This is a genomic window from Candidatus Harpocratesius sp., assembly GCF_054039255.1.
On record NZ_JBPLBG010000031.1, the window covers coordinates 1 to 13100 of the forward strand.

Consider the following 13100-nt stretch of genomic DNA (forward strand, 5'->3'; position numbering starts at 1 on the left):
CGTTTAAAGCTAACAAGGAAATCTGTTCCAGTTTCCTATGAAGAATTGTTAGACGAATTAAGTTCTATCCACGTTTTGATGATAAAAACATCTCCAAAGGCAGTTCCATTATGGAAATTAGACTCTATAGATGGTTTGGCCTTAAAATTAGCAAAAAAATTGAAATTAAAGAATTTACTAAAAGTTTAATAAAATATGCCCCCTAACTTTTTTATTGTAAGTGGTATTCATCGATAAATTTTTAATTATTTTTGAGAAAATATTTTTGTCGGATCATTAACTTGTAAACTTAAGATTTAGAGCAAAAAAAATGAAAAAAGATAGAGAATTTATCATAGTTAGCAATTGAGGAGATATTTCTTTGTAATGAAGAGTAAACAAATTGTTGAAGATATAAAATGTAGCAAATGAACCAATAAACCAATATTGAGGATTTTTCTTTATTTCTACCTAGCGACAAAGAAATCCTACTATTATTGAGAAAGTAAAAATAATTATTTTTAGAATACTGTTAAGTTCCATATTCTTTCCTGCATTTATCTTACTTATGAACTTTTAATTTTTGAGAAAATGAAAAAAAATAATGTAAAAATCTTCAAAAACCCCGACTGCTTTTACCTTTTATGGAAAAATTAACAAAAGAACAACTTATTAGCAAATCGAAAGAACCTGGGAAAAAAGCTTTATTAATGCATCCATTTTATAAAGGAAAAATGCAAGTATTACCTCGCTGTCAAGTGCAGAACTATGAAGATTTTGGAATTTGGTATAGTCCTGGTGTTGCTGCTCCATGTTTGGATATAAAAGAACACCCTCAAAATGTTTATCAACATACAAGCAAATGGAATTATGTCGCAGTGGTTTCTGACGGAACCAGAGTGCTTGGATTGGGAAACATTGGCCCAGAAGCAGGTCTTCCAGTAATGGAAGGAAAAGCACTACTCTTTAAATATTTAGGTGGAGTTGATGCTTTTCCAATGTGCGTTGGACCTGATATGTCTGCAGAAAATATCATTCAACTGGTAAAATGGATTCAACCAACCTTTGGAGGAATCAATTTAGAAGATATTGCTAAGCCCAAATGCTTTAAAGTTTTAGATGATCTTCGGAAAGATCCTGAAGTAAAAATTCCTGTGTGGCATGATGATCAACAAGGAACTGCATGTGTAACTGTAGCAGGGATGCTGAACGCTATAAAAATTGTCAACAAAAAGAAAAAAGATGTTAAAATTGTATTTAACGGTGTGGGTGCCAGCAATTTTGCAATTCAACGATTACTTCAAACAGCAGGATTTGATACTAAAAAAGCAGTATTTGTAGATTCGCGGGGAATTTTATTTAAAGATCGTCCAGATTTAATGGACTCTAACAATTATAAGTTTGAGATTGCTCAAAATAGCAATCCAGAACAGATTCAAGGAACATTACCCAAAGCTCTGGAAGGTGCTGATGTATTAATCTCTCTCTCTAGACCGGGTCCTAGAATTGTTAAAAAAGAATGGATTTCTAAAATGGCAACAGATCCAATAGTATTTGCATGTGCCAATCCGGTTCCTGAAATTTTTCCATGGGATGCAAAAGAAGCTGGTGCAAAAGTTATAGCCACAGGTAGATCAGATTTTCCAAATCAAGTAAATAACTCCATAGGTTTCCCAGGAATTTTCCGAGGAACATTAGATGTTAGAGCAACAACCATATCTGACGAAATGTGCATCGCTGCAGCAGAAGAACTTGCAAAATATGCAGAAGATAAAGGTTTAGATGCAGATTACATTGTTCCCACTATGGATGATATAGAAGTCTTCATCCGTGAAGCAGTAGCAGTTGGTCAGATGGCAATAAGGCAAAATCTTGCAAGAATTCATTTAAGTATAGATGAAGCGCGTGAAACAGCGGAGAAATTAATTAAAGACGCCCACAATGCAACAAAAATGCTGATGAAAGAAGGTTTTATTCATCCATTTATTTAATTATATCCTTAATTAGAATCTATTTTAGAATAATTACAAGAGTATATTTTTTTATTCATTTTCAAATTAAAATAAAATAATACGCTTTCACCTTTTTTTTTTCTGGAGCGTTACCAAAGATGAAAAGATTTGAATTATTTCTTGAAAAATTATTAATAGAACATCCATATAAATATGAATTAGTTAAGGTTACATGGAGTATTTTTCAGTAATTTATAAAGAGAGGTGTGATAGAGGTGGATCTGCAAACAGAGGAGATAAAAGAAAAGGAAATTGGAATCGCAGTATCTCATTATCATCAAAAGTTAGGACCACAATTCGCCGCTATCGCATTTGATTTCACAATATTTGACAAATTAGCACAATATGACATTCTCCAAGATAGTATCTCCTCCCGTTCAAAAGATTTAGCACTATTTATCTCTACAAAAAATGGGACAAAATATACAATTAGAATTAAAAAAATAAAAATATTTGATCCTAATGCAAGAGGAAGAGTACAACGCTATGCCTTGATTATCTTATATCCTAGTGAAACGAATGAAGATTATTTTAAAATTGATGAAATTGTTGAAGATATAACAGAAAAACTTACAAATGGATTAAGTATCAGGCAACCATTAAATGCATGGCATACTTTACTTAACGATCAATATGGCAAAATTGAAAAGAATGATGATTTAAAGATAGTAAAAAGATTTCAAAGGATAGCCCATCCTCAAATAGATCTTCTCTAATTGATGATTTTTAGAAATTGTTTTTCCTAAAAAAGTATTGTAATGCTAATTTATATGATCATTTCTTTTTCATCATTTTTACTAAGAAATAACGTAATTATATTTTAACGGGATCAGAAAATACTATATTATAATATTATTAGTGATTATAATGCATTCCCAGCAAAACTAATCAAAATAGAGGAAAATATAATGGATAATGAAAAATATACACAAATATCTTTAGAAGATTTAAAGCAATTTGAATATGACTGCTTTAGAGGAATGGGTATACCTGACGCAGATGCACAAATTTGTGCAGATGTTTTGCATGAAGCAGATCGTCGTGGAATAGATTCTCATGGTGTTGGGAGATTATTTATGTATTATGCAAGAGTTCGAAGAGGACAGCAGACACCTGAAACAAAAATTACAATAGAACGGGATAGTGGTGCCATTGCCCGATTAAATGCACATAATGGAATGGGTCAACCTGTGTCTTACAAAGCAATGCAAATGGCAATTGATAAAGCAAAAAAATATGGAATTGGTATGGTTACTGTTGGTGAATCAAATCATTATGGAATTGCAGGTTATTATTCTTTAATGGCATCTAAACAAGGATGTATTGGGATAAATGGGACAAATGCTCGACCTTCCATTGCACCAACTTGGAGCGTTGAACCAATGTTAGGGACCAATCCACTGACAATTGCTTTTCCTACTGATTATTCCCCAACAGGAGGACATTGGTTTGCAGATCATGCAACATCAATTACACAGCGCGGAAAAATAGAATGGTATGCACGCTTACATAAACCAGCAGTAAAAGGATGGGTAATAAATTCAAAAGGAGAAAATCCAATAGATACAGAACAAATTCTTAAAGATATGTTAGAAAAAAAGGCAGCACTTACACCGTTGGGAGGCTCTGGAGAAGATTTAGGAGGATATAAAGGATATAATTATGCATTATTTGTTGAAGTAATGTCAGCAGCACTCTCTTCTGCTAATTTCTTACAAAAATGTTTGGGATTTCGAATGGAAGGAGGAAAAAAGGTTTTTGAACCTTATAGATTAGGACATTTCTTTATTGCCATTGATATTGAGCATTTTGAAGATTTAGAAAAATTTAAACATACAACAGGAGATATCCTTCGTGCTTGTGCAAATGCAAAACTTCAACCTGGCGCGGATCACATTTTTGTTGCAGGAGAAAAAGAATATAAAACTGAAATAGAACGAATTGAAAAAGGAGTCCCCCTTTCAGAAGCAACTCAGCTCCAACTTCTCCAAATGATTGATGAAATGCATTTAGATTCAAGCAAATATAAAATAGATTGGACAGTAGAATATACCGGCAACGTAGATTCTCAAGGATGGTAGATTTTTTTTTGAAATATTTCCAATATTTTTTCTATAATTTTCCAGAACTGACGAATTAAATCTTATCTTATACTTCTTCTCCCATCGACTTCATTATGAAACTTAAAGGAATTTTTAATAATTAATTCCAAACAATCTTTTTTCCCGTACTATATCAGAATTGGTGATAAAAAAGTGATATTTTCTAGCCTAAAAATATATATGCTTAAATTACCATGTAGTAGTACACAACAAATTGCTCCTTTCATGGTGCAGTCTTAAAAATAAATATATGAAATGGATTAAAGAGGGGTTTAAAATTTATGGAAATGCTTGAAATTCAACCTTCAAAAAAACTTATTGATGTTTATCAAGGAGATCTAGAAAAAGATATTATACCCGAACAAAGGGATTTTCCTTATAAAGTAATTAATATTGTCGTTCTCGCAAAGATGAAATTTGAAAATGAAGAAACAAAAATTGATTTTGATGAACTTCAAAAAAATATTGAAGCCAAACGACTTAATCGATTTCCTTGTGTTCTCTTTAAAATTGATAATATATCAATTATTTTATTTAAAAATGGAAAGGCAATAATTACAGGTTTAAAAAAACACGAAGAAATCGATAGAATTGCCAAAAAAATGGAAAATCTACTTCGAAATCAGGGTAAATTAAATTTTATCAGTTTATCAACCGAAATTCAAAATTTAGTCATTATGTCAAGATTAGGCAAAATTGTTAACTTAGAATTAGCTTGTATTACTCTTACTAATTGTTTATATGAGCCAGAGCAATTTCCTGCTGCAATAGTTAAACCACCATTAGGTGGAACATTTCTGATTTTCTCCAACAGTAAAATAATTGGATTAGGTATGCGTTCAATGGAAATGGTTCAAAAATCATTAAAATATTTAATTTCAGAGATTTTTGAAAATGATCTTTTTATAAATATTAGTTTTGATGAAACTCTTGAAGATTCACTCGATGATGAATTCTTTTTTTAATTCCTTCATTGTGATGTATATATGAAGAATGATTTTGAAAATTTGAAACAACATATTCAAGAACTTAAATCTAATATTGAAGATTTTTTATCGTTAACTGATCAAATCAGTGTTATTACTCGAGAATCTATAATTTTACGCGAATATCGTAAAAATATTGAATTTAATTCTCCTTGGGTTACTGAGATAGAGTTTGTTCCTGATTTTATGATGGAAAATGAATTTAACATCGACCATCAAAAAGATGCTCATCTTCTTCATAAGAAATTTCTTGATAGAATTAATAAAAACCCTGAGGCAAAAACGGAACTTATTAAAGAATTTCTTTCATCATTTCCAGAAATAAGCCCATCTGATGGAAATGTACTTTTAAATTTTCTCAAAGATCTTCCTATTGAAGATTTATCCGATGAATTTAAAAAAATATGCAATCTTTTTAATAAAAAATGAAATTTCAAAAAAAAATGAAAGATAAAATTAATTTTAAAATATAAAAGTGGTGAAATCAATCAGATCCAAATTATTTTATATTCTGTGCCGTATTTTAGATTAAGAATTGGGAATTACACGAAAATAAGGAGTAAAGGATTTGATATAAAACATGGATTTTAACACCTCATTAGAAAGAATGTTCCAAATTTATATGAAGATCGATCAAATGAAAAAAGTATCTCCTGGTTTTGGTGACTTTTATATAAAATATCCCACAAAGACAGGATTTGGCTTTTTATATATAGTTTTAAGCCCACCAAAAAAGAGATATAAAGGAAAAAAGAAGGATTTGGACAAATTATTAAACAAAAGTGCTAAATCAAGCAAAGTTATTGCTCCAAAGGATATTGATGAAATAATAAAATACTTATATCAAAACTTTCCAAAAATTATCAAATCTCGAAATGAAATTCTTTCAAAAATTGAAGAAATAATCGCAGGTCTACGATTAGAATTACATGTATTTCATAATTTGAAGTTTCAATTTAAAAATCCTACAAAATCTGAAATAATTGTATATGAAAATTCTAATAACGGAGAATTTCAGGCATATATCAATTTAGTTGGTATGGAAGAAAAAGGTTTAATCTTAGCTCATGAGCGCCAAATCAATTATATTCGAGAAAATTTAAAGAAAGGAATTCATCCTTTAAAATTAAAATCACTCCCTCCATTGCGTACAGGTGAAACGGATGTAGATTTTTCTAAATCAAAATCATCATCAAAAATTATAAAAGAAAGACCGAAGGAGAGCGATCTCGTTCAAAAATTTAGAGAAAAAATGAAACAAAAAAAAATTCAAGGTGAAGTTGATGAAGAACTTGCTTTTGAAACTGTAATCGATTTTAGTAATAAAGGGAGAACAGCAATCTCATTTAAAAATAAAACAGATATTGATAATAAGAATCAAATTTCAGATGAAAAAACACCATATGAGAACATATTAAATGATGGAACAAAAAAACTAAAAGAAGTAGATAGTGATGAAACAATGATGGTAGGAAAAGCACAATATTCAAATAATCAGACACCTTTAAATCAGAATATGCCTCCGAATCCAATGAATCCCTCAAATATGCCAATATCAGCTAATAATTCTCAACCAAACAGTAATCAAATACCAGTAAATGCAACTCCAATTATTGATTCACCACCATTTGTAAATATCCCCAAACCTGCGCCCCTTTCACGAGAATCAGTAATTTCTATACCAGACGGAAAGACAAACCAAAAATATTCACATAACCAAAATATCCAAATCAATCATCATAATAAAGATGCACCATTCCCAATTGCTTCTTCTGCACCTCCACCATTATCTCTTGAGGAAGGAGTTAAATTATCTAGTCAGATCACATTTGAAGAATATCAACAGCTTCAAGAAGAAAGAGATCTTTTAAAAAATCAACTGGAACAAGTAACTGATGAATTGACAAAACAAATACAATCAAGAGATGAAAAGATTAAAGAAATAAATAAGAATCTCTCAATTTTGCAAAATAACAATAAGGAGCTTGAAGAAAAGTATAACCAAATTCAAAAAGAAACCCAAACAAAGATGAAAAATTTCCGAGATAAAATCCTTAAAATCCAAGAAAAAATCCAACCTTTGATTAAAGAAAACCAAGAATTAAAGTTGAAATGGGAAAAAGAAGTTCATACTAAAAAAGTAACAGATAATATTCAATTAATTAATCATAATCTCTCATTACAAGAAGAAATTGAGAAATTAAAAACAGTTAACGAAAAATTAATTAAAAAACTGAATGAACAGGAACAAATAATTAAGCGATTAACAGAATTGAAACAAAATCAGGAAATATCCAAAAATAAAAATGAAAATATTCAGAATGATCAAGAAAAAAAAGAAACAGCTCAAATATTAAAAAATGCACTTATGAATTCACTTCAAGAAAAACAAAAGCAACTTCAACATCAACAACAATTGGGGCAAAAAAATAAAGACGTAAACAATAAAAGCAAAAAAAACGGTGAAAATTAGTTAATATCTTGCAGTAATTTCACTTTAGCCTTAAGTTTTTCTGTAAGAGATTGTAGTTCATTTATTGATGTTTCAGGTGAAAAAAGTAAAATGTGCTCCTGTCCAAATTCATCCAATTCAGAGCAAAATACAGTAAACTCATTAACTTGAAGATAAAAACATTCTGGTTTTTTAATAAAATGTCGACTAAAATTATAAATACTCTTTATCATTGGTATAATATTAATAACTGAAAAAACGGGTAAATCTGAAGTAGAAATTTCTAATAATATTTTATTATCTTGAAGGAGAATTATGCCCATTCTTTTCTTTTCGTCTAATTCTGCTTTAATTGCATCTCGGATTTGATTAACTCTCTCAGAAATATTACTTAAAATCACTTGCATTGCTTTAAAAAGAGAAGAAAGGAAAGCAGACTTGACACTTGTAAAAAAAATTTTGTCTTGATCTACATTTAAAGATTTTATGACAGTATCCTTGAACTCATTTATTCTTTTTGGATCAATCAAGTCAATTTTATGACATAAAACAAAAATATGCGGATTTCCAGAATTTGATAAGAGGTTACTTAATTTACTTCGAATTTTTTTAAGATGATTAATGATATCTTGTGAATTTGTCTCCCAATACGGAGGATCAAAAACATACACTACCAAATCACATGATTCAAAAGGATCAATTTCAGAATCAAATGAATCTTGTAGAAAATGCTCAATTTCTTGTCCTGCCAAATCTGCAATTCCGAGATCAAGATCTAAATAATCGATTTTATAATGTATTAAACCATATGTTGGTTCCATCGGTTTGTTTAAAATTTCATCTGAAGAAGCAGATTCAAATATTATTTTTTTAATTGAGGTTTTACCAACTCCGCAGGACCCCAAAAACAGTAATTTTCTTGATGATTTATTAGAAAAGATTTCATAGGCAATTTGCTTAAAATACTTATTTCGTTGCGAATAATTAAGAGAAAAAAGATGATTCCCTTGATGGAATAGCTTTTCCTTAAAAAGGGGGATTTCTGATTGTTCATCTTCATGGAATATAACAATTAACATAGAATATCCCAATTGCACAATTTTATCTTTTGGGCAAAAACTAATGATAATCTTATGTTGAAATCGTAAATCGATAATTTCTGGTTGCTTAGTTTTAGAAATGGAATGAGACATAAGTATTTTATTAACTTCATCTTTTGATAGATGTATTGATTTCGGGAATGATTTCCGAATAATCGTCCCCATAGTTGAATCCCATTCAGTTAATACAATTCCAATTGGCATCTTCCAAATTCGCTCTTTTCTTTTTGATACAATATAGGAAAAATAAGCTTAAATAGTATTACTTTTAAAATTGTTCTAAGTTATAAAAAGATTGGTAAATTAAGTCTTTTTTAGAAACCAATTTCTTTAAGTGCGAATAAGTTTTGCCCTATATCTCCAATATTTATTCAATATAATTTCCGTGTATATAAATTTATTTTGTCAAGATCGTACAAGCACTGAATTTGAGAAAGACAAGCTTGAAAACTTATTATTTCATAACAAAATCAGCACTAAATTAAAGCACTAAATTGATTCGATATTTTTTATCAAATTTTTAGGGAAAATTAGGTTCGATATAAAAAGTGGAGATATATTTATAAATTTGAGTCAAAAAGTTCCTAAAAATTTACAAAAAAGCGTTTATCATGTAAAATATTAGATATATTCAACTAGATAAAATGAAGAATATTATTATTTAAAATATTACCATAAAGAATCTGCAATATATTGAAACATTTCTACTATATTTTCACCAGTTTTTGCAGAAGTTGCGAAAACCTTCACATTATATTCTGATTCTAATTCCTTTACCACTTTTGATTCTTCTTCACTATTTAACAAATCAATTTTATTCAAAGCAATTAGAAATGGAACATCTTTACCTGCATGTTTCTTAATATCAGCAATCCAAGGTTTGATAAAGTCTGGTGTAATTCTATTATAATCTACAACAATTATAACAAAATTACTGTAAGATAAATATTGAGAACGCATTGTTTGAAAACTTCGTTGTGAAGCTAAATCCCATATCTGAACAATTAATTCTCTTTTTTCTTTTTCATTCTTTTTTATAAATGTATACTCATAAAAATCAACACCCAATGTTACTAAATACGAATTTGAGAATGTTCCTTTGGTGAAACGGACAACAACTGAAGTTTTGCCCACTCCATCACTGCCAAGCAAGCAAATTTTTTTTTGAATTCTCATAATTAAATTTCATTCTCCTATACTATGGGAAGTAGTTCAATTTGTGGAAATCCCTTATCATAAATTGTCTTCATTGCAAACAAACTGGAGTTTCGAGGTTTTACGGAAAAAATCATAATCGTTCCATGCCGTTCAATTACCTTTATATGGGTAGAAGCAATATAACTCAAATCTGCTGTTAAAGTAGAATATTTTTCTAATTCATTTTTTTCATTTTTAGATGAGTTAATGATACCCAATTCAATTACATTTGAATTCCTTATTAATTTTAAGTGTTTGTCAAAAAGTCCAATAGTCTTATTGAAATCTACCATGAATTGAAGATTATCATATGAAATACCAGCAAACACTGGTTGAAATTTGGAAATACTTGAGAGTTTAGAATAAGTATCAAAGAAAATCTCATTAAAGTTTTCATCGTCCACTTGACGAATATACGGGCGAATTTCTTTTCTATCAGATATTTGATTTTGAAGAATTTTCATATATTTACTTATTCGATCTGTGGGTAAATAAAGAAACAATCGCTTTTTATCAAGTAGATCACTATTTATACCATCAGATGCACGAATAATGGCACCACGCCCATTTTGAATAAATTGACAAAGTAAACCGATAAAAATTGAAGAAATAGAAGAAATTGGAACACTGGATTCAACTTCTAGCAAATTAAATGTTCCAGGACGTAATCCACCCCCATAGATTTCATCAAGCGCACGATTTCCTGTTGAAAAGAGATCTTCCTTGTCACTAGATGGTTCATACTGGGCAATATTAGTCAATTTTTCCTTTTTAAATGGGGGTAAATATCTAAATTTATTCTGATATAGAGTATAAGCATATTGTTTCTGTTTTCTTTCTACAGCGCGAATTTTATTAATTTCTACAGTTCGAAATGTACGACCTCCTATTTCACCATCCCGTAAAGTAATAATTCCATCCACAATATAATCAAGAAAACCGTGTGTATCTGATTCTGCTATTAATATTAATTTTGAATTGCTTTGACGTATAAATTCAGTAAAAAGAGTTTCTACTTGATCATTTTTATTACGACCAGGTCCGATAATGGCATCCCATGAATCAATAACAATTATTGGATTCTCATATTGAGCAACTTTTTCATAAATTATTTTTAAAAATTCTGGAATAGTCTGAAATCGAATTGTTTGCATCAAATGCTCTTTCATTTGGCTACCTTTAGGATCATGTGTTGGAGGAATATAAGTTCGTGTTGCATCCAAAATATTTTCTGGAGCTAAACGATCCCTAAGCCAAGGAAATTGTGAATAAAGAGAAGAAGGTGCCACTCGTGTACTTAAATATACTGGTGTAAATTCTTTAAAAAAGGATAGCAAAGACATGGCAAAAGTTGTTTTTCCCACACCAGCACGACCTTTAAGAAGAAGATTATATCCAGTATCCTTCAATTTGAAGGCCGAAACAATTTCTGGCGGGATTAAAATATCATCCTTATTTTTTTTCACTTTTTTTCCCATATCTCGATCAATCATTGACTGTAATGATTAATTAATCAATCTGCCACCCTATAAAATTTTCTTCTTTTCATTCACAATTCAATTGTAATTAACACGTTTTTGATCTATTCATCAAGTAATACTTTGATCTCTCGTGATATTGTAAATAAAGAACAACAAAGAACGTGTTTTTTTTTATTGTACAAAAATTTAATTCCAACTGTAATTTTATTTAAATATGCAATCGAATGAAAATTCCCTCGATTATGATTTCGATCTTACACCGATTTTTCGTCCAAAAAGTACAGTAATTATAGGGTTATCTAGTCGTAATCCTGATCACCCAGGAAATGCAATGTTTTCAAAAAATCTTATTGAAATGAAGACAAAGACATATGGAATCACACCTCGTGCCAGTGAAATCGATGGTCATAAAGTATATCAATCTTTAGATAAATTACCAGAGGTTCCTGATTTAGCAGTTGTAGCAGTTAGCGCGAGACATACCCTTCCTGTAATTAAAGACATTGCAGAATTTGGAGTAAAGGGAGCAGTAATTATTGGAGGGGGTTTTGCAGAAATAGGACAAGAAGGAAAAAAGAAACAAGATGAATTAGTTAATTTTTGCATCGATAAAGGAATGCCTTTTATTGGCCCAAATTGCATCGGAGTATATAGCCCTCCAATTGTTGATACATTTTTCCTACCTTCAGAAAGACTTGTAAAACCAAAACAAGGAAATGTTGCAGTAATCAGTCAAAGTGGAGGAGTATTGATCGATCAATTTTTTATAAACTGTAAAGAACGCGACATTGGAATTAGCACTGCAGTTTCAATAGGAAATAAGGCTATGGTTAATGAAGCTATGTTATTGAAGTATTTTGAAAAAGATCCAAATACAGATGTAATTGCTTTTTATTTAGAAGGATTTCATCCTGGTGATGGAAGGAAATTTTGTGAAAGAGCCCGATTATCCAGAAAAGATGTTGTTGTTTATTCAGGTGGAGTTTCAAGTGCTGGAAAAATTGCAGCAGGTTCTCATACAGGTTCTCTTGCAGCAGATGGAAGTATCATGAAGGGAGCATATAAACAATTCAGTGTTATAAATCCATCAACTGAACAAGATCTAACAAACACTTTGAAAACCTATTCGATGCTCGCAAATCCATTTAGAAAATATTCAACTATGTCAATTCATCGTGATAAAATTGCAGTTCTCTCCGTTTCTGGAGGACATGGAGTAATTTGTGCAGACATCATGGACAAATACGGCCTTAAACTCACAAAGTTTACAGATAAACAAAAAGAAGATATTAGTTTCCTTTTAAATCCTGTTGCATCGCGAATTGCAGGATTAAATAACCCAATTGACATTACAGGTTCAGGTACTGATGATGACATCGTTAATATATTAGAATATTTACTAAATGCACCAAATGTCGAAATGATATTCACTTTATTAGTTCCACAAGTTCCCCAACTTTCAATGCGATTAGGCCGCTCAATCATGCAAATAGGGAATAAATATCGAAAACCTATCATCGCATACGTTCCTTGGACACCAAAATACGATCTTATTCGGGATGCACTCGAAACACATTATATCCCATGCGGTCATACAATAGAAGAAACAGTAGAAATGGGAACTGCATTGATCTTAAAAGGAGAAGGTGGTATTCGTAAAAAAATGAGCTCTTTGAAATAAAATAGATCTGTGAATTTGATAGGCAAATCAAACATTTTTTTTCTTTTAGCTAGAATTCGATTTACAAATGAAGCGATCAAAGATAGATATTAAAATTATTGGGCAATTTA

11 protein-coding genes are annotated in these 13100 nt (G+C 30.3%); 8 read left to right on the forward strand and 3 right to left on the reverse strand.

Translation table 11 applies throughout. The features are described 5' to 3' along the window. The 7 genes from ACXLDF_RS06140 to ACXLDF_RS06170 all read left to right on the forward strand — a co-directional run. On the forward strand, nucleotides 1-189 hold a 189-nt coding region (locus ACXLDF_RS06140; RefSeq protein WP_457557620.1), incomplete at its 5' end, for a hypothetical protein. A 434-nt stretch (nucleotides 190-623) separates the two neighbouring features. Further along, the gene (locus ACXLDF_RS06145; protein ID WP_457557621.1) at nucleotides 624-1970 is read left to right on the forward strand and encodes an NAD(P)-dependent malic enzyme; all 1347 of its coding nucleotides are present in this window, start codon (nucleotides 624-626) and stop codon (nucleotides 1968-1970) included. Nucleotides 1971-2206: 236 nt separating this feature from the next. After that, entirely contained in the window at nucleotides 2207-2707 is a 501-nt protein-coding gene (locus ACXLDF_RS06150; RefSeq protein WP_457557622.1) for a hypothetical protein, read from the forward strand. Nucleotides 2708-2899: 192 nt separating this feature from the next. Continuing rightward, nucleotides 2900-4072, forward strand: a complete 1173-nt coding sequence (locus ACXLDF_RS06155) for an Ldh family oxidoreductase (protein ID WP_457557623.1) — start codon at nucleotides 2900-2902, stop codon at nucleotides 4070-4072. A gap of 302 nt (nucleotides 4073-4374) precedes the next feature. Further along, the gene (locus ACXLDF_RS06160) at nucleotides 4375-5058 is read left to right on the forward strand and encodes a hypothetical protein (RefSeq protein ID WP_457557624.1); all 684 of its coding nucleotides are present in this window, start codon (nucleotides 4375-4377) and stop codon (nucleotides 5056-5058) included. Nucleotides 5059-5079: 21 nt separating this feature from the next. Beyond that, entirely contained in the window at nucleotides 5080-5508 is a 429-nt protein-coding gene (locus tag ACXLDF_RS06165; RefSeq protein ID WP_457557625.1) for a hypothetical protein, read from the forward strand. Between the two features lie 208 nt (nucleotides 5509-5716). After that, nucleotides 5717-7552 (forward strand): hypothetical protein, encoded by a 1836-nt coding sequence (locus ACXLDF_RS06170; RefSeq protein ID WP_457557626.1) that lies wholly within the window; start codon nucleotides 5717-5719, stop codon nucleotides 7550-7552. On the opposite strand, the gene ACXLDF_RS06175 is transcribed toward ACXLDF_RS06170, so the two are convergent. From ACXLDF_RS06175 to ACXLDF_RS06185, 3 genes are all read right to left on the reverse strand, one after another. Then, a complete protein-coding gene (locus tag ACXLDF_RS06175; RefSeq protein WP_457557627.1) occupies nucleotides 7549-8835 on the reverse strand; it encodes a Rab family GTPase in 1287 nt (428 codons plus the stop codon). The genes ACXLDF_RS06170 and ACXLDF_RS06175 overlap by 4 nt on opposite strands. Nucleotides 8836-9300: 465 nt before the next feature. Further along, entirely contained in the window at nucleotides 9301-9807 is a 507-nt protein-coding gene (locus ACXLDF_RS06180; RefSeq protein WP_457557628.1) for a Rab family GTPase, read from the reverse strand. A gap of 17 nt (nucleotides 9808-9824) precedes the next feature. Further along, nucleotides 9825-11294: an RAD55 family ATPase gene (locus tag ACXLDF_RS06185; RefSeq protein ID WP_457557629.1), complete on the reverse strand. Its 1470-nt coding sequence runs from the start codon at nucleotides 11292-11294 to the stop codon at nucleotides 9825-9827. A gap of 229 nt (nucleotides 11295-11523) precedes the next feature. Here ACXLDF_RS06185 and ACXLDF_RS06190 point away from each other — a divergent pair, with 229 nt between their 5' ends. Continuing rightward, entirely contained in the window at nucleotides 11524-12990 is a 1467-nt protein-coding gene (locus ACXLDF_RS06190) for a CoA-binding protein (protein WP_457557630.1), read from the forward strand. The last annotated feature ends 110 nt before the right edge of the window (nucleotides 12991-13100 follow it).

Excerpts from the sequence above, each read along its gene's own strand:
- ACXLDF_RS06145 (WP_457557621.1), top strand. The coding sequence starts at position 624 with ATGGAAAAATTAACAAAAGAACAACTTATTAGCAAATCGAAAGAACCT.
- ACXLDF_RS06190 (WP_457557630.1), top strand. The coding sequence starts at position 11,524 with ATGCAATCGAATGAAAATTCCCTCGATTATGATTTCGATCTTACACCG.
- ACXLDF_RS06170 (WP_457557626.1), top strand. The coding sequence starts at position 5,717 with ATGAAAAAAGTATCTCCTGGTTTTGGTGACTTTTATATAAAATATCCC.
- ACXLDF_RS06175 (WP_457557627.1), bottom strand. The coding sequence starts at position 8,835 with ATGCCAATTGGAATTGTATTAACTGAATGGGATTCAACTATGGGGACG.
- ACXLDF_RS06180 (WP_457557628.1), bottom strand. The coding sequence starts at position 9,807 with ATGAGAATTCAAAAAAAAATTTGCTTGCTTGGCAGTGATGGAGTGGGC.
- ACXLDF_RS06160 (WP_457557624.1), top strand. The coding sequence starts at position 4,375 with ATGGAAATGCTTGAAATTCAACCTTCAAAAAAACTTATTGATGTTTAT.
- ACXLDF_RS06155 (WP_457557623.1), top strand. The coding sequence starts at position 2,900 with ATGGATAATGAAAAATATACACAAATATCTTTAGAAGATTTAAAGCAA.
- ACXLDF_RS06165 (WP_457557625.1), top strand. The coding sequence starts at position 5,080 with ATGAAGAATGATTTTGAAAATTTGAAACAACATATTCAAGAACTTAAA.